At 67.0% G+C, this 20,534-nt stretch carries 18 protein-coding genes; 11 read left to right on the plus strand and 7 right to left on the minus strand.

The features are described from left to right. Positions 1–65: 65 nt before the first annotated feature. The 5 genes from ACTT2I_RS02350 to ACTT2I_RS02370 all read right to left on the minus strand — a co-directional run bounded on the left by ACTT2I_RS02350 (position 66) and on the right by ACTT2I_RS02370 (position 5,391). Positions 66–677, minus strand: a complete 612-nt coding sequence (locus ACTT2I_RS02350; RefSeq protein WP_421100440.1) for a glutathione S-transferase family protein — start codon at positions 675–677, stop codon at positions 66–68. An 89-nt stretch (positions 678–766) separates the two neighbouring features. Further along, on the minus strand, positions 767–1,225 hold the full coding sequence (locus tag ACTT2I_RS02355) for a cell wall hydrolase (RefSeq protein WP_019185842.1): 459 nt from the start codon (positions 1,223–1,225) through the stop codon (positions 767–769). A 291-nt stretch (positions 1,226–1,516) separates the two neighbouring features. Then, on the minus strand, positions 1,517–3,550 hold the full coding sequence (locus tag ACTT2I_RS02360; RefSeq protein ID WP_088435222.1) for an NADPH-dependent 2,4-dienoyl-CoA reductase: 2,034 nt from the start codon (positions 3,548–3,550) through the stop codon (positions 1,517–1,519). 105 nt (positions 3,551–3,655) lie between these two features. Beyond that, positions 3,656–4,267 (minus strand): membrane protein YczE, encoded by a 612-nt coding sequence (gene yczE, locus ACTT2I_RS02365; RefSeq protein WP_088435199.1) that lies wholly within the window; start codon positions 4,265–4,267, stop codon positions 3,656–3,658. Positions 4,268–4,365: 98 nt separating this feature from the next. Beyond that, complete coding sequence (locus ACTT2I_RS02370) at positions 4,366–5,391, minus strand: zinc-binding alcohol dehydrogenase family protein (RefSeq protein WP_421100441.1); 1,026 nt, start codon at positions 5,389–5,391, stop codon at positions 4,366–4,368. 372 nt (positions 5,392–5,763) lie between these two features. On the opposite strand from ACTT2I_RS02370, the gene ACTT2I_RS02375 reads away from it, so the two are divergent. The 4 genes from ACTT2I_RS02375 to ACTT2I_RS02390 all read left to right on the plus strand — a co-directional run bounded on the left by ACTT2I_RS02375 (position 5,764) and on the right by ACTT2I_RS02390 (position 8,863). Next, complete coding sequence (locus tag ACTT2I_RS02375; RefSeq protein WP_088435197.1) at positions 5,764–6,855, plus strand: OmpA family protein; 1,092 nt, start codon at positions 5,764–5,766, stop codon at positions 6,853–6,855. A 191-nt stretch (positions 6,856–7,046) separates the two neighbouring features. Next, positions 7,047–7,556 (plus strand): hypothetical protein, encoded by a 510-nt coding sequence (locus tag ACTT2I_RS02380; RefSeq protein ID WP_088435196.1) that lies wholly within the window; start codon positions 7,047–7,049, stop codon positions 7,554–7,556. 19 nt (positions 7,557–7,575) lie between these two features. Then, positions 7,576–8,427 (plus strand): pseudouridine synthase, encoded by an 852-nt coding sequence (locus ACTT2I_RS02385; RefSeq protein ID WP_293979746.1) that lies wholly within the window; start codon positions 7,576–7,578, stop codon positions 8,425–8,427. A 91-nt stretch (positions 8,428–8,518) separates the two neighbouring features. Further along, entirely contained in the window at positions 8,519–8,863 is a 345-nt protein-coding gene (locus ACTT2I_RS02390) for a hypothetical protein (protein ID WP_088435194.1), read from the plus strand. Positions 8,864–9,042: 179 nt separating this feature from the next. Here the strand turns inward: ACTT2I_RS02390 and kbl are convergent, their stop codons facing one another. Beyond that, on the minus strand, positions 9,043–10,254 hold the full coding sequence (gene kbl / locus ACTT2I_RS02395; RefSeq protein WP_088435193.1) for a glycine C-acetyltransferase: 1,212 nt from the start codon (positions 10,252–10,254) through the stop codon (positions 9,043–9,045). 194 nt (positions 10,255–10,448) lie between these two features. On the opposite strand from kbl, the gene ACTT2I_RS02400 reads away from it, so the two are divergent. Then, on the plus strand, positions 10,449–11,150 hold the full coding sequence (locus ACTT2I_RS02400) for a TorF family putative porin (protein ID WP_421100442.1): 702 nt from the start codon (positions 10,449–10,451) through the stop codon (positions 11,148–11,150). A gap of 195 nt (positions 11,151–11,345) precedes the next feature. Here the strand turns inward: ACTT2I_RS02400 and tdh are convergent, their stop codons facing one another. Continuing rightward, the gene (tdh, locus tag ACTT2I_RS02405) at positions 11,346–12,368 is read right to left on the minus strand and encodes an L-threonine 3-dehydrogenase (protein ID WP_026070190.1); all 1,023 of its coding nucleotides are present in this window, start codon (positions 12,366–12,368) and stop codon (positions 11,346–11,348) included. 256 nt (positions 12,369–12,624) lie between these two features. On the opposite strand from tdh, the gene ACTT2I_RS02410 reads away from it, so the two are divergent. The 6 genes from ACTT2I_RS02410 (at position 12,625) to purF (ending at position 20,531) form a co-directional block, all read left to right on the plus strand. Then, positions 12,625–14,787, plus strand: a complete 2,163-nt coding sequence (locus ACTT2I_RS02410) for a S46 family peptidase (protein WP_088435191.1) — start codon at positions 12,625–12,627, stop codon at positions 14,785–14,787. 346 nt (positions 14,788–15,133) lie between these two features. Beyond that, a complete protein-coding gene (locus ACTT2I_RS02415) occupies positions 15,134–15,778 on the plus strand; it encodes a histidine phosphatase family protein (protein ID WP_088435190.1) in 645 nt (214 codons plus the stop codon). A gap of 51 nt (positions 15,779–15,829) precedes the next feature. Continuing rightward, entirely contained in the window at positions 15,830–17,107 is a 1,278-nt protein-coding gene (gene folC, locus ACTT2I_RS02420; RefSeq protein ID WP_421100443.1) for a bifunctional tetrahydrofolate synthase/dihydrofolate synthase, read from the plus strand. 99 nt (positions 17,108–17,206) lie between these two features. Further along, a complete protein-coding gene (locus tag ACTT2I_RS02425) occupies positions 17,207–18,238 on the plus strand; it encodes an SPOR domain-containing protein (RefSeq protein ID WP_293980581.1) in 1,032 nt (343 codons plus the stop codon). 64 nt (positions 18,239–18,302) lie between these two features. Beyond that, positions 18,303–19,034 carry a CvpA family protein gene (locus ACTT2I_RS02430; RefSeq protein ID WP_421100444.1) on the plus strand — a complete coding sequence of 244 codons (732 nt, stop codon included), beginning with the start codon at positions 18,303–18,305 and terminating at the stop codon, positions 19,032–19,034. 30 nt (positions 19,035–19,064) lie between these two features. Then, positions 19,065–20,531 carry an amidophosphoribosyltransferase gene (gene purF, locus ACTT2I_RS02435; protein WP_019185825.1) on the plus strand — a complete coding sequence of 489 codons (1,467 nt, stop codon included), beginning with the start codon at positions 19,065–19,067 and terminating at the stop codon, positions 20,529–20,531. The last annotated feature ends 3 nt before the right edge of the window (positions 20,532–20,534 follow it).

Here is a 20,534-nt window from a genome sequence, read left to right on the forward strand (position 1 = left end):
CGCTGGAAACGAAAAAGCCCGGCACTGCCGGGCTTCTTCTTATACGTCCAGGTCAGCCGCGCCGGTCAGCTCAGGCCTTCGGCCCTCAGGACCGTCTGCACGCCGGTATCGGCTTCCATGCGCTGCTTGAAGGCGGCGAGGTTGTCCAGGCCGCTCAGGTCGATCTTCGCGCCCGCCGCCCAGCGCAGGGTGATGTAGAAGTACGGATCGGCGAAGCTGCGGAAGCCGGCCAGCCAGGGGCGGTCGGCCAACTGCGCATCGGCGCGCTCGAACAGGGCGCGCAGGCGCTTGCGGGCGGCGGCGCGGAGCGCGTCGTACTGGGTGTCGTCTTCGATGAAGGCACCCGGCGCGAACAGCGGCTTGAACGCCGGGTGCAGATCCGAGTTGACGAAGGACAGCCAACGGGTGGCTTCGGCGCGCTGCTTCGGGCTGCCGTCACCGGTCAGGCCGGCCTGCGGGTGGGTATCGGCGATGTAGCCCATGATGGCCGCGTTCTGGGTCAGCACGAAATCGCCATCGACCACCACCGGCACCGAGCCGGCCGGATTGAGGGCCAGAAACGGCGGCGCCTTCAGGGTGTCCTTGTCGAGCAGTTCCACCTCGAACGGCTGGCCGGTCCACTGCAGGGCGATGTGGTCGGCGGTGGAGCAGGCTCCGGGCTTGCTGTACAGCTTCATGGGAACTCCGTTGCGGATGGGTGGAAGGTGAGCCGCCCACTATTCCAGAGCCGGCCCTTCATCCTCAACGGTATGGCCGTAACAGATCGTTACGACGCGCGCGGCTTGAGTTTCTGCACGCGGTAGAAGGTGTGATCGCCGATCGTGGCCACCTGGTAGGCATTGCGCCAGCTCGGGTTGGCGATTGCCATGGCGGCGAAGTGGCTCGCGCCAGGCACGATCTCCTTGCGCTCACCGGCCGGCAGGGCCCAGTTTCGCTCGGCATCGAAGGCCACCGTCATCGCTTCCTGCCAGGCATCGGCGTTGCCGAGCTGGGTGCCGGGCGCGACGATGGTCGGGGCGAACTGCTTGCGCGCGGTCACCACCTGGCACATCGAGTCGCCCCAGAGGCCGCTGTCCAGGCGGCGCAGGGCCACTTCCGCGACGGCTTGCTGGCCGCGCAGGGTCTGGTCACGCGCTTCGAGGTAGACGGTCGTGCTCAGGCACAACGAATCGGCGGCAGGCTGCGGCAACAACTGTGACAGCCAGAGAATCCAGGCCAGTTTCATAAATCTCCTTGCTCCGTGTGGGCCGCACCTGGCTGTTCCATCCGATCGTGCGGACGGGGCGTGGGTACGACTTGGCGTCATGGGGAGGCGGCCATCGGGGCCGCCCGGGGGCGGACCCGAAGAAGACGTGGGGTCCGCGCGCTCACTCGAACTGGGTGGTGAGCGGGAAAGTTGGCGCACGATAGGGGGGGATTTCCCAATACATCCTGAACCCGAAAGCTTGACATTCAGGTTCGGAGGTGGGGCTGAATCGGCGGTTTAGCCCCGTATTCAGGTCGGTTTCGACCCGGATCAGAGCGCAGCGGCGACCCGGCTGCCCTGATCGATCGCGCGCTTGGCATCGAGTTCGGCGGCGACATCCGCGCCGCCGATCAGTTGTGCCTGGATGCCGGCGGCCTGCAGCGCGGCGTGTAGATCACGGCGCGGTTCCTGGCCAGCGCAGACCACCACATGGCTTACCGGCAGCAGCTGTTCCTGGCCGTCCACGCGGATGCGCAGGCCGGCGTCATCTACGCCCAGGTAGGTCACGCCACCGAGCATGCTCACGCCCTTGGCCTTGAGCGTGGCACGGTGGATCCAGCCGGTGGTCTTGCCCAGGCGGGCGCCGGGCTTGCCCGGGCTGCGCTGCAGCAGCCAGACCTTGCGGGCGGGCGCTTCAGGTGCCGGTTTGGCCAGCGCGCCCCGGCCCTCGAAGCTGGGGTCCACGCCCCACTCGGCCATCCAGCGCGCCGGGTCCAGCGCGCTGGAGGGCCCCTCGTGGACCAGGAACTCGCCGACATCGAAGCCGATGCCGCCGGCGCCGATGATCGCGACCTGCTCGCCCACCTGGACCTTGCCGAGCAGCACATCCAGGTAGGTGACGACCTTGGGGTGGTCGGCGCCGGGGAAATCGACCCGGCGCGGGGTGATGCCGGTGGCGATCACCACCTCGTCGAAACCTGCCAGGGTGGTCACGTCGGCCACGGTGCCCAGCTTCACCTCGACACCGGTCTCGTCCAGCTTGTGGCGGAAATAGCGCAGCGTCTCGTGGAATTCCTCCTTGCCCGGGATCCGCTTGGCGACGTTGAACTGGCCACCGATCTCGCTGCCGGCGTCGAACAGCGTCACCACGTGGCCACGCTCGGCAGCCACGGTCGCGCAGGCCAGTCCGGCCGGACCGGCGCCGACCACGGCGATGCGGCGCGGGGTGGTGATCGGGCGGTAGACCAGCTCGGTCTCGTGCACGGCGCGCGGGTTGACCAGGCAGCTGGCCGTCTTGTTCTCGAAGACGTGGTCCAGGCAGGCCTGGTTGCAGGCGATGCAGGTGTTGATCGCCTCCGGACGGCCGGCGCGCGACTTGTTGGCCCACTGCGGGTCGGCCAGCAGCGGCCGCGCCAGCGATACCATGTCGGCACCGCCCGCGGCGAGGATGCGCTCGGCCACGTCGGGCATGTTGATGCGGTTGGTAGCGATCACCGGCACGCCCACATGCGGCTTGAGCTTGGCGGTGACTCCCGCAAAAGCACCGCGTGGCACCGAGGTGGCGATGGTCGGGATGCGCGCCTCGTGCCAGCCGATGCCGGAGTTGATCAGGGTCGCGCCCGCTGCCTCGATGGCCTGGGCCTGCTGCACGATCTCGGCCCAGTTGCTGCCGTCGGGCACCAGGTCTACCAGGGAAAGCCGGTAGATGATGATGAAGTCCGGCCCACAGGCCTCGCGGATGCGGCGAACGATTTCCACCGCGAAGCGCATGCGCTGCGCCGCGTCGCCGCCCCAACGGTCGGTACGCTGGTTGGTACGTGGGGCGATGAACTCATTGATCAGATAGCCTTCCGAGCCCATCACCTCCACGCCGTCGTAGCCGGCCTCGCGCGCCAGCCGCGCGCTGCGCGCGTAATCGGCGATATGGCGGTCCACGCCGCGCGCCGACAGCGCCCGCGGGGTGAACGGGTTGATCGGCGCCTTCAGCTTGGAGGGCGCTACCGAGAGGGGGTGGTAGGCGTAGCGGCCGGCATGCAGCAGCTGCAGGCAGATCCTGCTGCCGTTGTCGTGCACGGCCCGGGTGACCTGGCGATGCGGGCGGACCTCCCACGGCCAGGACAGCTTGCCGCCGAACGGCTTGAGCCAGCCGACCACGTTGGGCGCGAAGCCGCCGGTGACGATCAGCCCGACGCCGCCGGCCGCCCGCTCGGCGAAATACGCCGCCAGCCGCGGGAAATCGCGCGCGCGGTCTTCCAGGCCGGTGTGCATGGACCCCATCAGGACCCGGTTGCGCAGCTGGGTGAAGCCCAGATCGAGCGGGGCGAACAGGTGCGGATAGGCGGTGGATTCGGCGGCTGGCGACATGTGGATACGCTTGCGTACGGAAGCCCGCAGGGTGCCGCGAAAGGCCCTGAAGAGCAAGCGCATGTGTCCCGCCAGATGCCGACCGCCGGTCGGCACGGACGCCCGTCAGGGTGTGGCGGCGGCCGGGGCGGGCTTGCGGATGCCGAACAGCGGCAGGGTGAGCCCACACAGCGGGCCGATCAGCAGCGCGAAAGCAAGGGTGCCCACCCCGACGTTGCCGCCCAGCCACCAGCCGATCAGCAACACCGTGCCTTCGATCGCGCTGCGCACGATCCAGATCGGCCAGCCGGTGCGAGCGTGCAGGCCGGTCATCAGGCCATCGCGCGGGCCGGGGCCGAAGCGCGCGCCGATATACAGGCCGGTGGCGAGCGCGACCAGCAGCAAACCGCAGGCAAACATCGGGATCTGCCAGGCCAGGCCATGCACCTCCGGCAGCAGCCACAGCCCGAATTGCGCGCTGGGGCCGATCAGCATCACGTTAAGTACCGTGCCCAGGCCCGGCTTCTGCCGGATCGGCCACCACAGCAGCAGCACCAGCGCGCCGATCACATTGGTGGCCACGCCGAAGGACAGCGGCGTCTGCAGCGCGATGCCCTGGGAAAGCACATCCCAGGGCGCCACGCCGATCGCCGCGCGGATCATCACCGCCGCGCCGAAGCCATACAGGAACAGACCGAGCAGAAGTTGCAGCAGGCGCAGGGGCAGGGAGGTGGGCATGACGGGTATCACCGGAAGGGCCACTGACTGTAGGCGGCACTGCGCACCGCCGACAGATACAGATGCGCGCGAAAGTGCGCTGACACGTTGCCGCGCGATTACTCCCAGCCGGACAGCACCAGTTTGCCGATCACGCCGCCGCCTTCCAGTCGCCGGTGTGCCTCGCGCAGATTCGCCGCATTGATGATGCCCAGGTGCGTGTGCGCGGTGGTGCGCAGTTCGCCGGCGTCGATCAGGCTGGCAGCGCGGCTCAGGATGCAGTGCTGCTCGATCATGTCGGCGGTCTGGAAGCGCGAGCGGGCGAACATGAATTCCCAATGGATGCCAATGCACTTGGCCTTGTACGGATCGCCGATGCGCAGCGGTCCGCGCGGCTCGACGATCAGCCCTACATGTCCCTGCGGGGCCAGCAGCTCGCCCAGCGCGTCCCAGTAGTGGTCGGTGTCGGCCAGATTCAGTGCGACCTGCACCTGCGCGACGCCCAATGCCTGCAGTTGCGCGGCCAGCGGTTGGCGATGATCGATCACGTGGTCGGCGCCCATCTGCAGGCACCACGCACGGGTTTGCTCACGCGAGGCGGTGGCGATCACGGTGAAGCCGGCATGCCGTGCCAGCTGGATGGCGATCGAACCGACACCGCCGGCGCCGCCGATGATCAGCAGGTGCTGGCCACGATGACGGCGGTCTTCAAAGTGCAGCGGCATGCGCTGGAACAGCAGTTCCCAAGCGGTCAGCGTGGTCAGCGGCAACGCCGCGGCCTCGGCGAAATCCAGCGTGGTGGGTTTGCGCCCGACCAGGCGCTCGTCCACCCACTGATACTGCGCATTGCAACCGGGGCGGGTCACGTCGCCCGCGTAATACACCTCATCGCCGGGTGCGAAGGCGGTGACTTCCGGGCCCACCGCTTCCACGACACCAGCGGCGTCGTAGCCCAGTATCCGCGGCGGATGCTCCTGCTGCGCGCGCGGCGCACGCTGTTTGGTATCCACGGGATTGACGGAAGCAGCATGGATTCGGACCAGCAGGTCGCGTCCCTGCGGCTCGCCCGGTGTTGCGATACTCACGTCCTGCAGCGCAGAGGGGTCTTCGATCGGCAGATATCGGGTCAGTCCCACGGCTTTCATGTCGGCTCCGGATCGGGGGAATCCTCTCCATCATACGGATCACGACGTGGCTGTTTTTGCGCTGAATCAAGGCGCTTACGCGATTTGAACCCTAACGTGAAAAATGTGTCGCGACGTCGCCTGAATTAGGCAAAACCCTTGTCATTGCTGGGTCTTGCGGAATTTCATCAACCTGTATAGGGTGCCACCAGCTGGACCCGGTAGAGGTCTGGCGGTCGTCTTCACATGTTACGGGACTGTTAACATCACCTTCACTCGCCTGAGCATAATGTTCGCGGCGGTGGCGTGCTGAATCGGCAGTCTGAAAACGACGCAGTAGTGCTGGCCCATGCCTCTACCGGTTTCATACCCCCGAAATAGGAGCTGTACTCAATGAACAAGAAGATCCTCACTGCCGCGCTGCTGGGCGGTCTGGCTTTCGCCCAGGCTGCATCGGCGCAGGATTTTGACGACCGCTGGTACCTGACCGGTTCGGCCGGCTTCAACTTCCAGGATAGCGACCGTCTGACCAACGACGCTCCGTTCGTTACCCTGGGCCTCGGTAAGTTCATCAGCCCCAACTGGTCGCTGGACGGCGAGCTGAACTACCAGAACCCGAACTTCGATGCCAACCAGGATCTGAACTGGAGCCAGTACGGCGCCTCGCTCGACCTGCGTCGCCACTTCATCCAGGAAGGCCGCGGCTGGAACCCGTACCTGCTGTTCGGCCTGGGCTACCAGAAGTCGGAAGAAGAGTACGCAGCGCTGAACACCAACGGTCCGCGTGAGCGCAAGGACGGCAACTTCGCCGCCAAGCTCGGCGTCGGTCTGCAGACCACCTTCGAAAAGCGCGTCGCTGTGCGTGCCGAAGTGGCCTACCGCGCTGACTTCGACGACCAGAGCATTGCTGCTCCGAGCGAAGACTGGTTCGGCGACGTGCTGGCTTCGGTCGGCGTCGTGATCCCGCTGGGTCCGGCCCCGGTTGCTGCCGTGCCGGCTCCGGCTCCGGTTGCGCCGAGCTGCGCCGATCTGGATGACGACGGTGACGGCGTCAACAACTGCGACGACAAGTGCCCGAACTCGCAGCCGGGTCAGACCATCGGTCCGGACGGTTGCCCGGTCCCGGTGTCGATCGATCTGAAGGGCGTGAACTTCGACTTCGATAAGTCGAACCTGCGTCCGGACGCGGTTGCGATCCTGAGCGAAGCTTCGGAAATCCTGAAGCGTTACCCGGATCTGCGCGTTGAAGTGGCCGGTCACACCGATTCCAAGGGTACCGACGCTTACAACCAGAAGCTGTCCGAGCGTCGTGCCACCTCGGTGTACAACTACCTGACCCAGAACGGCGTTGACGCTTCGCGTCTGGTCGGTCCGATCGGTTACGGCGAGAGCCGCCCGATTGCGCCGAACACCAACCCGGATGGTTCGGACAACCCGGAAGGTCGCGCCAAGAACCGTCGTACCGAGCTGAACGTCCAGAACTAATCCTTCTGGCAGTACAGTCTCATAAGCAGGGCCCGGCATTGCCGGGCCCTGTTTTTTTTTGTCCCTGGTTGTCCCGAAACCCGGAAATCAACAATAAATCCAACAAGTTGCCGTATTCATTGAAGGTGGCGCTTGAAAGACGTTGTGGCGCTGTTAAACTCGCCGCGTCGACCCCTTCCTGGATGCATCCCATGCAGCGTTTTGCACTGGCCGCCGCGCTTGGCCTGGCCCTGGTTCCCGCCGCCCACGCTGCCGTGGACTGTTCGGCACCTGTCAGCGCATCGCCGCTGCCGCTGCCGGCCACCGCGATCGCACCGGTTGCCGAAGAGCTGTACATCCGCAACGTGCAGCTGGGCATGCCCGCTGGCGTGCTGACCTCCAACTTCGACCAGGAACAGTCGCTGGACCGCGTGCTGCAGCGCCTGCGCATCGATGGCTGCCAGAACATTGCCAAGGCAATCCCCAGCGCACCGGTGATCAACCCGAATGATCCGGCCGCCTACAAGCCGCAGACCGAGTTCGACAACACGCCGTGGCGCTTTGACATGAGCCAGAACGGCAAGCGCATGACCGCCGAAGAATTCGACGCCTGGATGAAGGCCCGCGGTGTGCGCGTGGTCAAGGCGCGCCCGGCACCGGCGGCCGTGCCCGCCGCCACCACCGAAGCACCGGCTGAAACCAAGCCGGCGGACAAGAAGTAAGCCGCCTGAGCGGAGCACGATGACGACACGCCGGCCACCCGCCGCGACCGCGTCCCGACCACGCCGCCCCGAGCGGCGTGCGAGCCCCGCAACAGGCACCCGCAGCACCGCCCCGAACGCCCCTGCAAGCGCACCGCGCCATGGCCTGGCGCGGGTGCTCTCCAAGGCCGGGCTGTGTTCGCGCACCGAAGCCGCGCGCTGGATCGCCGACGGCCGGGTCACGGTCGATGGCCGTGTCATCAACAACCCCGAATTTCCGATCATCGACGGGCGTCATCACGTGCGCGTCGATGGCCAGCCGCTGGATGCCCCCAAGCGCGTGTATCTGCTGCTCAACAAGCCGCGCGGGCTGGTCACCACCGCGCAGGACGAGCGCGGCCGCGACACGGTCTACCGCTGCTTCGACGACGCCGGGCTGCCGTGGATCGCGCCCGTTGGGCGCCTGGACAAGGCCAGCGAAGGCCTGCTGCTGTTCAGCAATGATCCGCAGTGGGCCGCGCGCCTGACCGACCCGGCCACCGGCCCGGACAAGACCTATCACGTCCAGATCGATGCCATTCCCGACGCCGCGCAGCTTCAGGCGTTGTGCGCAGGGATCGAGGACGAAGGGGAGTGGTTGCGCGCGCGACGCGCCACGCTGCTGCGCAGCGGCGACAAGACCGCCTGGCTGGAAGTGGTGCTGGAGGAAGGCCGCAACCGTCATATCCGCCGCCTGCTGGCCGCATTCGACATCAACGTCCTGCGCCTGGTGCGCGTGGCGATCGGCCAGCTGCCGCTGGGCGACCTGGGCAAGGGCGCCTGGCGCGAGCTCAGTCAACACGATCTGGATCTGCTTCATGCCGCGGCCGACAGCGCCGCGGCCACACCGTGACCTCGTGGCCTGCCGGCATGTGGCAGGCCATTCGACCCGGGCAATGGATGGCCTTCGAAGGGATGTTCCGTTCAATACCGGGAGTAAGACCATGCACGTCAGTACCCTCAACCGTTCCCTCTTCCGTGGCGCCTGCCTGCTGTTGCCGGCCGCGCTGCTGACCGCCTGCGGCGGCCACAAGCAGATCGCCAAGCAGGATCCGCCGGTGACCGACAAGGTCGTGGAGGTCAAGGTTCCCGAGCTGGATGGCCGCGGCAGCTACCGCTTTCTGATGAGCGATGGCGACAAGCGCATGAGCGCCGATGAGTTCGATGCCTGGATGAAGGCCAACGGTATCCGCGTGGCAAAGGGCAACGGCCAGGATGGTCCGGTCGCCGCACCGGTGGTGGTGGCCAGCAAAGAACAGGCCCAGGACAAGAAGAAAAAGAAAAAGTAACCCCGCCGCGCGCGTCGCACCGACGGTAGAGCCGACCGTTGGTCGGCTGGGCACGCAAGGCGTGCCCCCCGTGTCGGATGTTCATGGCCTGCGACGAGAGGCAGCCGACCAACGGTCGGCTCTACCTCCGTGACGCGCGGGTGCGACGGCCATGCCGGACCGTGGGTCGGCTGGGGCACTCAGGCCTTGATCACGCCCAGCTCCAGGCCGATCCGGGTAAAGGCATCGATCGCCCGGTCTAGGTGCGCCCGAGTGTGCGCGGCGCTGATCTGGGTGCGGATGCGGGCCTGCCCCTTGGGCACCACCGGGAAGAAGAAGCCGATCGCGTAGATGCCTTCCTCGAGCAGGCGCTCGGCGAACTTCTGCGCGAGCGGCGCGTCGTACAGCATCACCGGGCTGATCGGGTGCACACCGGGCTTCACATCGAAACCGGCGGCGGTCATCTTCTCGCGGAAGTAGGCGGTGTTCTGTGCCAGCGTATCGCGCAGGTCATCGGCGGCAGCCAGCATCTCGAAGGCCTTGATGCCGGCGGCGACCACGTGCGGCGGCAGCGAGTTGGAGAACAGATACGGGCGCGAGCGCTGGCGCAGCAGTTCGATCACTTCGGCGCTGGCGCAGGTGAAACCGCCCAGTGCACCGCCCATGGCCTTGCCCAGGGTGCCGGTGATGATGTCGATCTTCTCCAGCACGCCCTTGACCTCGGCCGAGCCGCGGCCGGTCGCACCGAGGAAGCCGGTGGCATGGCATTCGTCGATGTGCACCAGCGCGTTGTACTTCTTGGCCAGTGCGGTGATCTCATCGAGCGGGGCGATGAAGCCGTCCATCGAGAACACGCCGTCGGTGGTGATCAGCTTGGTCTTGCAGCCGGCCGCATCGGCCGCCTGCAGCTGGGCTTCCAGATCGGCCATGTCGCAGTTGGCGTAGCGGAAACGCTTGGCCTTGCACAGGCGCACGCCGTCGATGATCGAGGCATGGTTGAGCGCATCGGAAATGATCGCGTCGTGCTCGCCCAGCAGCGGCTCGAACAGGCCGCCGTTGGCATCGAAACAGGCCGCGTACAGGATGGTGTCCTGCTTGCCGAAGAACCCGGCGATCTGCTTTTCCAGCTGCTTGTGCAGGTCCTGGGTACCGCAGATGAAGCGCACCGATGCCATGCCGAAGCCGTGGGTATCCAGCGCGTCCTTGGCGGCCTGGATCAGGTCCGGGTGATCGGCCAGGCCCAAGTAGTTGTTGGCGCAGAAGTTGAGCACGGTGCGCCCGTCGTCCAGGGTGATCTCGGCCGACTGCGGGCTGGTGATGATGCGTTCGGACTTGAACAGGCCCTGGGCGCGGATCGCCTCCAGTTCTTCAACGTAATGCTGGGTCAACGAGGCGGTGGTGGCGTCGGTCATGGCAGGCAGTCTTCGGCACGGGAAACCGGGGATTTTACCTGTCGCAGGCAACGGCCGGGTTGCGCCGCCGGGTGATCCGGGCGGGGCAGGGCGAGGGACGGTTGCAGACGTGATTGTTGCGTCGCAATATCAATCAGGTTAAAAAACTGTAAACCGCGCCGTTCCGCCCACCCCCACGTCTGGAGAGACCCCGCATGAACCACGCCACGCGCTGTACCGCCGCCGTTGTGCTCTGCGCCGCCCTGCTTGCCCCGTTCGCCGCCAGTGCCCAGGACGAGGCCGCCTCTCCCTTCAGCTGGAACGTCACCGGCGTCTCGGACTACGTGTTCCGTGGTGTGTCCCAGACCGACGAGGATCCGACGATCCAGGCCGGTTTCACCTATACCTCGCCGGTCGGCCTGTACGCCGGTGTCTGGGGCTCGGGTGTGGACTTCGGCGATGGCGGCCCGGATGCCGAGGTCGACTACCTGATCGGCTACGCCTTCGACGTGACCGACAACGTCAACCTGGACCTGCTGCTCAATCGCTACACCTACCCGGGCTCCAGCGAGCTGGCCTATAACGAGTTCATCACCAAGACCACGTTCGCCAAGCAGTACAGCCTGACCGTGACCTACACCAACGACGTGTTCAATTCGGGCACCGATGCGTGGTACTACGCCGTGGGCGGCGAGTGGGCACTGCCGCAGGAGTTCACCCTGAGCGCGAACGTCGGCCGCAGCACCTTCGAGGAAGGCATTTCCAAGGATTACACCGACTGGAATGTCGGCGTGAGCCGCCAGCTCGGCCTGTTCAACCTGGGCCTGGGCTACTACGGCACCGACGGCAACGGCCGCGACAACTCCGGCAAGCTGGCCGACAACCGCGTGGTGTTCACCGTGGCAGTGGGCAAGTAGCCGGCCACTGGCCGGCACCGCGCACCGCCGGCCACCTCGCGAACAAAAAAGGCGCCCGGATGGGCGCCTTTTCAATGCTGGCCTCACACCGGCACCCTTGCTGGAGAACCACCCCCTGTTGTTCAAGGGGCGCGCCAACGGCGCGGGGAGAAGGTGGAATGGTCCGTTGATCACCTGTGCCGAAGGCACAGCAGATCAGTTCCAGCTCAACACCACCTTGCCGGCCTTGCCCTGTTCCATCAGGTCGAAGCCCTTCTGGAACTCATCGATCGGCAGCTGGTGGGTCATCACCTTGCCCAGCGGGAAGCCGGACAGCACCAGCTGGGTCATCTTGTACCAGGTCTCGTACATCTTGCGGCCGTAGATGCCCTGCACGGTCAGGCCCTTGAAGATGATCTTGTCCCAGTCGCAGCCAGCGCCCTTGGGCATGATGCCGAGCATGGCGATCTTGCCGCCGTGGTACATGCAGTCGAGCATGTCGTTGAACGCGCGCGGGTTGCCGCTCATTTCCAGGCCCACATCGAAGCCCTCCATGTGCAGTTCCTTCATCACGTCCTTGAGCGAGGTGTTGGACACGTTGACCACGCGGGTGGCGCCCATGTCGGCGGCCAGCTTCAGGCGGAAATCGTTGACGTCGGTGACCACCACGTTGCGCGCACCGATGTGCTTGCAGATGCCCGCGGCGATGATGCCGATCGGGCCGGCGCCGGTGATCAGAACGTCCTCGCCGATCACGTTGAACTCCAGCGCGCAGTGCGCGGCGTTGCCGTATGGATCGAAGAAGGCGGCCAGCTCGGACGGGATCTGGTCAGGGATCGGCCACAGGTTGCTCGCCGGCATCACCATGTATTCGGCGAAGGCGCCGTTGACGTTCACGCCGATGCCCACGGTGTTCGGGCACAGGTGCTGGCGGCCACCGCGGCAATTGCGGCAATGGCCGCAGACGATGTGGCCTTCGGCAGAGACGCGCTGGCCGATCTCATAGCCGGTTACGCCCGGGCCGATCTCGGCGATGCGGCCGACGAACTCGTGGCCGATGGTCAGGCCCGGCTTGATCGTGCGCTGGCTCCACTCGTCCCACAGATAGATGTGCAGGTCGGTACCGCAGATGGCGGTCTTTTCCAGCTTGATCAGGACCTGGTTCGGGCCGGGGGTGGGGACCGGAACCTCTTCCAGCCAGATGCCCTTGGCGGCTTCGCGTTTGACCAGGGCCTTCATTGTTTGCTGCGCCATCGGGGTGGAACTCGTCTGGGGGAAAACGCGGATTATAGAGGGCTGCGCGGAATTCCCATGTTGCGCTGCGGGTGCGCTGGCGGAACGAAAGGCGGGCGTGCAGGGGCGTTTCGAACGGCGCCGCTGCGCTCGCCGGGCCATGCCCGGCGGACGGCGGCATGGCCCGGCCCATGACTTCCGGGGATCGGGCTGGGGCAGGGGCTGGGCTACACTCGGCGGTTCTTTCACCAGGGGCTGCTCAATGCGCTCGAACCTGCTTGCCTTCTCCGTCGTCGCCAGCCTTGGGCTGGTCCAGGTCGCCCATGCCGCTGAAGGCATGTGGGTGCCGCAGCAGCTGCCGGAAATCGCCGGCCCGCTCAAGCAGGCCGGCCTGAAGCTGTCCCCGGAGCAGATCTCCAACCTGACCGGCGACCCGATGGGTGCGGTCGTGGCATTGGGCGGCTGCACCGCCAGCTTCGTCTCCCCGCAAGGCCTGGTGGTCACCAACCACCACTGCGCCTATGGCGCGATCCAGCTGAACTCGACCGCCGAGAAGAACCTGATCAAGGATGGCTTCAACGCCCCGACCCTGAAAGATGAACTGAGCGCCGGCCCGAACGCCCGCGTGTTCGTGCTGGACCAGATCACCGACGTCACCGACCAGGCCAAGGCCGCCATCGCCGCCGCCGGCAAGAACCCGCTGGCCCGGACCCGCGCGCTGGACGCCTTCGACAAGGCCCAGACGGCCGCCTGTGAAGCCGATGCCGGCTTCCGCTGCCGCCTGTACAGCTTCTCCGGTGGCAACACCTACCGCCTGTTCCGCAACATGGAAATCAAGGACGTGCGCCTGGTCTACGCGCCCCCGGGCAGCGTCGGCAAGTTCGGCGGCGACATCGACAACTGGATGTGGCCGCGCCACACCGGCGATTTCTCGTTCTACCGCGCCTACGTGGGCAAGGACGGCAAGCCGGCCGCCTTCTCGGCCGACAACGTGCCTTACCAGCCCAAGCACTTCCTGAAGTTCGCCGACCAGCCGCTGGGCGCCGACGACTTCGTGATGGTGGCCGGCTACCCGGGCCGCACCAACCGCTACGCCTTGGCCGGCGAGTTCAATGAAACCGCCAGCTGGACCTACCCGACCATCGCGCGCCACTACAACGCGGTGCTGAAGATGATCGACGAGGCCGGCAAGGCCGACCCCGACGTCAAGGTGAAGTACGCCGCCACTGCGGCCAGCATGAACAACGTGGCCAAGAACTATGCCGGCCAGCTGGAAGGTTTCAAACGTATCGACGCAGCCGGCCAGAAGCAGGCCGAAGAAGCCGCCGTGCTGGCCTGGCTGAAGAAGCGCGGTGCCGCCGGCAAGCCGGCCCTGGCTGCGCATGCGCAGCTGGTCCAGCACCTGGACACCAGCAAGACCACGCGTGAGCGCGACCTGTTCGTCAGCCAGTTCAACAGTACGTCCGCAGTGGGCTCGGCGATCACTCTGTATCGCCTGTCGATCGAACGCAGCAAGGCCGATGCCGAGCGCGAAGTCGGCTACCAGGAACGCGATCTGCCCTCGATCGAAGGCGGCCTGAAGCAGATGGACCGCCGTTACGTGCCGCGCATGGACCAGCAGCTGCAGACCTACTGGCTGAGCCAGTACGTGGCCCTGCCGGCCGCGCAGCGCAGCAACGAGGTGCTCAACCAGTGGCTGGCGGGCAGCGATGCGGCGGCCGTGCAGGGCCTGGTCGGCAAGCTCTCGGGCACCAAGCTGGGCAGCCTGGATGAGCGCCTGAAGTGGTTCAAGGCCGATCGCGCCGCCTTCGAGGCCAGCACCGATCCGGCGATCCAGTACGCGGTGGCGGTGATGCCTGCGCTGCTGCAGCAGGAAGAGCAGAAGAAGACCCGCGAAGGCGAGTCGCTGGTGTCGCGTCCGCTGTACCTGCAGGCCGTGGCCGACTACAAAAAGAGCAAGGGCGAGTTCGTCTATCCGGACGCCAACCTGTCGCTGCGCATCACCTTCGGCAACGTCATGGGCTACGGCAAGGACGGCGTGAACTACACCCCGTTCACCACCCTGGAAGGGGTGGCGGCGAAGGAAACCGGCGAAGACCCGTTCGATTCGCCCAAGGCACTGCTGGAGGCGGTCAAGGCCAAGCGTTACGGCGGTCTGGAAGACAAGCGCATCGGCTCGGTGCCGGTGAACTTCCTGTCCAACCTGGACATCACCGGCGGCAATTCCGGTTCGCCGGTGCTCGATGCCAACGGCAAGCTGGTCGGCCTGGCCTTCGATGGCAACTGGGAGTCGGTGAGCTCGAACTGGGTGTTCGATCCGGTGATGACCCGCATGATCGCGGTCGACAGCCGTTACATGCAGTGGATCATGCAGGAAGTGGCGCCGGCGCCGCAGTTGCTGAAAGAACTGAACCTCAGCAAGTAAACCGACACGTCGGTTTCGATAACCCCGCAGCGAAATCTGCGGGGTTTTTTTTGGGGTCGGCTTCAAGTCAACCGCGTGGCGTCTTGTTTTCCCCCGTGGGAGCGCGCCGGGCAGGGATGGGTTCACGGCGCGTCCTGCCAGAGGCTGCCGGCCTCAGCCGGCGCTGACCAGTCGGGCGCCAGGCTCTAGGAGCCATCCGTCAGCAAGTCGCCGAGCGAGCAGACCACGAACAGCAAGCAGCCGCACAGCTTCACCGCCGTGACCGGGTATGATCCCTGTTCGGCGTGGTTTCACAGGACGTGAACGAAACGCCGGAACCTCCTCCCCCCAAGGACCCCTTGTCCGCATGCGCATCCTGCTTGCCCGTCACGGCGAAACGCCGTGGAACGCCGAAGGCCGCTACCAAGGCCAGATCGATATCCCGTTGTCGCCGATCGGCGAAGCCCAGGCCAAGGCACTCGGGGAACGTCTGAAGTCCGTCGACATCACCCGCGCCGTCGCCTCACCGCTCGCGCGCGCCCAGCTCACCGCCCAGCTCGCCCTCGGTGCCGAACGCGCCCCGATGCTGCTGACCGAACCGGACCTGCAGGAAATCGCCCACGGCGAGTGGGAAGGCCTGCTGGCCAGCGAAATCCACGAGAAGGATCCCTCCCGCCTGCGCGCCTGGCGCGAAGAGCCGGACACCGTGCTGATGCCCGGCGGCGAATCGCTGCGGCTGGTGCTCGAGCGCAGCTGGCGTGGCCTGGCCCGCGCTGCCGAAGGCCTGGGCGAGCACGACACCCTGCTGGTGGTCGCCCATGACGCCGTCAACCGCGTGATCCTGTGCCGCATCCTCGGGCTGCCGATCTCGCGGCTGTGGACCTTCCGCCAGGCCCCGACCACCCTCAACCTGCTCGAAGGCCCCGACCTGGATCAGCTCGAACTGGTCCGCCTCAACGACTGTGCCCACCACACCCCGTTCTTCGGCGAAGCCAAGCACCGCGCGCTGTAACGCACTGCGTCCCATCCTGCCGTCCGCCCCAATGATTCCGATCCAACGCCCATGACCACCATCGCCCGCCCGCAGACCCTCTCCGATTGGCTCGGCTACATCGAGCAGCAGCACCCCGCCACCATCGACATGGGGCTGGACCGGGTGCGTACCGTGGCGCAGGCGATGGGGCTGGGCGCACCGGCCGAGCGCAGCATCGTGGTGGGGGGCACCAACGGCAAGGGCTCCACGGTGGCCTTCATCGAGGCGATCGCCCGTGCGGCGGGCTGGAAGGTCGGCGCGTATACCTCCCCGCACCTGCTGCGCTACAACGAGCGCGTGCGCATCGACGGCCAGGACGCCAGCGATGAAGCACTCATGGCCGTCTTCAACGCCATCGAAGACGCGCGTGGCGACACCACGCTGACCTATTTCGAATACGGCACCCTGGCCGCGCTGCAGCTGTTCGCGCAGGCCGGTCTGGATCTGGCCGTGCTGGAGGTCGGCCTCGGCGGGCGCCTGGACGCGGTCAACATCGTCGACGGCGACGTTGCGGTGATCACCACGGTGGACATCGATCACAGCGACTGGCTGGGCGAGGATCGCGAAGCGATCGGCACCGAGAAGGCCGGCATCATCCGGGGCTGGAAGCCGGTCATCCTGGGCGAAATCGATCCGCCTTCGAGCGTGCTCGCGCGCGCTTACCTGGTCGGTGCCAATGCCATCCGGGGCGGCAGTGATTTCTTTGCCGAGGCCATCGATGGCGAACGTTGGCGCTGGCGCGACGTCGGCTTCCGCATCGAACTGCCGCAGCCGGCGCTGCGTGGCCCGATCCAACGCGCCAATGCCGCCACCGCGATCGCCGCGCTGCGCGCGCTGGATCGTCCGCTGCCGCGCACCGCCTTCATCGAAGGCGTCGCCGCCGCGCGCATCCGCGGCCGCCTGCAGGCCTTTGACCACGACGGCGTGGAGGTGCTGGTCGACGTTGGTCACAACCCGCAGGCCGCGCGCGAACTGGCCACCGCACTGAAGGCCAGTCGCGTCACGGGCGACACCATCGCGGTGTTCGCCGCGCTGCAGGACAAGGATGCCGCCGGGGTGGTCGACGCCCTGGCCGACCAGGTCCAGCAGTGGCATCTGGCCGGCCTGGAGGGCGCACGCGCCCAGAGCGCCGGGGAACTGCAGGCACGTCTGGCCGGTACGGCTGCCGCCGCCGCTACGCCACACGCCAGCGTCGTGGACGCCCTGCAGCATGCCCTGACGCAGGCCAAGGCCGGTGACCGCGTGCTGGTGTTCGGCTCCTTCCACACCGCCGCGCAGGCGCTGCAGATGCTCGACCCCCGCGTCTGAAGAGGGCTTTGCAGCGCCGTTCAGCCGCATCAGCCGCCGCACACGCGCGCACCCGTATAATCGCCGTGGCATTCCGCCGCGCCGCCTGCCTGCCTTCACGTGGATACTCCTCTGAAACAGCGACTGATTGGTGCCATCGTCCTGGTGGCGTTGGCCGTGATTTTCCTGCCCATGCTGGTCAAGGGTCCCGCACCTGATAGTGGTGTCGCCAACGTGCCGATCAGTGCACCGGCCGCGCCATCGGATGGCCAGTTCGAAACCCGAGAGCTGCCGCTGGTCGCACCGACCGGTGGTGCCACCGGCCTGCAGAGCGGCGCATCGACCACCCAGCCGCTGGCCGACAGCGCTGCCGTCGCCGCCGATCCGGCCCCGGCCGATACCTCGCCGGCTGTCGCCGCCGGCAACTACGCCGTGAGCTTTGGCGCCTACGCCAGCGAAGCCGATGCCGACCGCGTCATCGCCTCGCTGAAGAGCGCCCAGTTGGCGGGCTTCCGCGAGCCGGCCACCATCAACGGCCGCCAGGCCTGGCGCGTGCGTGTCGGCCCTTACGCTGATCGTGCGCTGGCCGAAGCCGGCCGCCTGCAGGCGGTGAAGGTGCGCAACGACGTCAAGGCCGAGGTCATCACCCTGGATGCCCGCGCCGATACCGCGGTTGCCGCCACCCCGGCCGCCACCGCACCGAGCCCCTCGGCTGCACCGGCGGCCTCCAGTGCTGCCGCGGCGCCGTCGGGCAACACGGTGAAAACCGAATCGCTGCCGGCCGAGCCGGTCGCGGCCGCCAAGCCGGAACCGAAGCCGGCCGCGCCCAAGCCGGAGCCCAAGCCGGCGCCGGCCCCAAAGCCCGACACCGCCGCTGCTGCACCCGTGACCGCCCCGGCCGCGCCGGCCGCCAGCAGCGTCGGCTTCGCCGTGCAGCTGGGTGCCTTCGGCCAGGCGGCCGAAGCCAACGCGCTGCGCGACAAGGTCCGCGCCGCAGGCTTCAGTGCCTTCGTGGAGCAGGTCCGTACCGACAAGGGCACCCTCAACCGGGTCCGCGTCGGGCCGGTCGCCAACCGCGCCGATGCCGAGAACCTCAAGGCCCAGGTGGCCGCCAAGGTCGGTGTGGCCGGCATGGTCCGCCCGCATCCCTGATGCCTGAGCTGCGCCGCCCCGCACCCGCTGGACGGCGCCTGCCGCGCGCGCGCGGCCTGCCGGCATGATCGACATCGTCCTGCTGGTCCTGATCGCCGCCTCGGTCCTGCTGGGCCTGATGCGCGGCTTCGTCGGCATCGTGGTCGGCACGCTGTCCTGGCTGCTGGCCGGCTGGGCTGCGTTCCTGTTCGGCAACGATGCGGCGCACTGGTGGGCCGCCCCGTTGGAACCGGGCACCGGTCACTACGTTGCCGGCTACCTGGGCGTGTTCCTGATCGTGATGATCGCGGTGGGCCTGATCGGCATGCTGATCAAGGCGGCCGTGAAGGTCACCTGTCTCACCGGTGCCGACCGCCTGCTGGGCGGCGCGCTCGGCCTGGTCCGCGGGGCTTTCCTGGGCTGCGTGCTGTTGATGCTGGCCGCCTTCACATCGTTGCCGCAGGAGCCGGCCTGGCAGACCTCGCAGGTGCGGCCGCTGCTGCAGCCCGGCGTGCGCTGGATGCAGGCGCAGCTGCCCGAGATGGCGTTGCCGGAGGTGAATCTGCCGCAACTGCCAACGATGGATTTGGGCAAGCCGCTCGCGACAGGCGATAATGGCGTCCTTGGCGAGGTAGTGGCAGGGCGCGGATGGCCGCGTCCCGTTGACGAGGGGAGGGAGAGGGCACCTGCCGACGCTGCGGCGCGCGGGCCGGCTTCCACACTGCCAGTCAATATCGAGCCGGCGCACCCGCGTCCGGACGACACCGCTCCGGCACGGAACGGTACCCCCGGCCAGGCACGGCCACCTTCACTGTAGATGGGCGCAGCCCAGCGGAGAACTCGCACCATGTGTGGCATCGTCGGAATCGTCGGCAACCAGAACGTCGCCGGGCAGTTGTATGACGGCCTGACCGTCCTCCAGCATCGTGGCCAGGACGCGGCCGGCATCGCCACCGCCGATGGCACCCGCCTGCGCGTGCAGAAGGCCAATGGCCTGGTGCGCGATGTGTTCGATGCCAAGCGGATGTCCACGCTGGAAGGCCGCGTCGGCATCGCGCATGTGCGCTATCCCACCGCCGGTTCGGAAGGCATGGACGAGGCGCAGCCGTTCTACGTGAACTCGCCGTACGGCATCGCGCTGGCCCACAACGGCAACCTGATCAATACCGAAGCTCTGCGCCAGCAGGTGTTCGAGCAGGACCGCCGCAACGTCAACACCGATTCGGACAGCGAAGTACTGCTGAACGTGTTCGCCTTCGAACTGGACGCGCAGCGCCAGCTGACCCCGGAAGCGGCGATCCGCGCCGTGGCCGCCGTGCACCGCCGGGTCAAGGGCGGCTACGCGGTGATCAGCGTGGTGCTGGGCCTGGGCCTGGTCGCCTTCCGCGATCCGCACGGCATCCGTCCGCTGGTGCTGGGCAAGCGCGCCCACGCCGAGGGCGACGAATACATCGTGGCCTCCGAATCGGCCGCACTGGACGTGCTCGGTTTCCAGCGCGTGCGCGACGTGCGCCCGGGTGAAGCGCTGGTCATCACCGCGCGCGGCGAGCTGTTCTCCGAAGTCTGCGCCGAGCCGGTCGAGCACAGCCCGTGCATCTTCGAGTACGTGTACTTCGCGCGCCCGGATTCGATGATCGACAACGTCTCGGTGCACAAGGCGCGCATGCGCATGGGCATCAAGCTGGGCGAGAAGATCCTGCGCCTGCGCCCGGACCACGACATCGACACCATCATTCCGATCCCGGATACCTCGCGCGATGCCGCGCTGGAGATCTCCAACACGCTCGGCGTGAAGTACCGCGAAGGCTTCATCAAGAACCGCTACATCGGCCGCACCTTCATCATGCCGGGCCAGGGGGAGCGGGTGAAGTCGGTGCGCCGCAAGCTCAACCCGATCCACCTGGAATTCCGCAACCGCGTGGTGCTGCTGGTGGACGACTCGATCGTGCGCGGCACCACCAGCCAGCAGATCGTGCAGATGGCGCGCGACGCCGGTGCCCGCAAGGTCTACCTGGCCAGCGCCGCGCCGCCGGTACGCTACCCGAACATCTACGGCATCGACATGCCGGCGGCCGAAGAGCTGGTCGCGCACAACCGCAGCATTGAGGAAATCGAGAAGCACCTGGGCTGCGACTGGCTGATCTACCAGGACATCGAGGACATGGAAGCGGCGGTGAGCGAAGGCAACCCGGAGCTGAAGTCGTTCGATTCCTCGTGCTTCAACGGTGTCTACCCGACCGGGATCGAGCCGGGCTATTTCGAGCGCATCCAGCAGCTGCGTTCGGACGATGCCAAGCACAAGCGCCGCGCCTGAGGA

The organism is Stenotrophomonas sp. PUT21 (assembly GCF_052232875.1).
In the GTDB taxonomy this organism is placed as follows: domain Bacteria; phylum Pseudomonadota; class Gammaproteobacteria; order Xanthomonadales; family Xanthomonadaceae; genus Stenotrophomonas; species Stenotrophomonas maltophilia_N.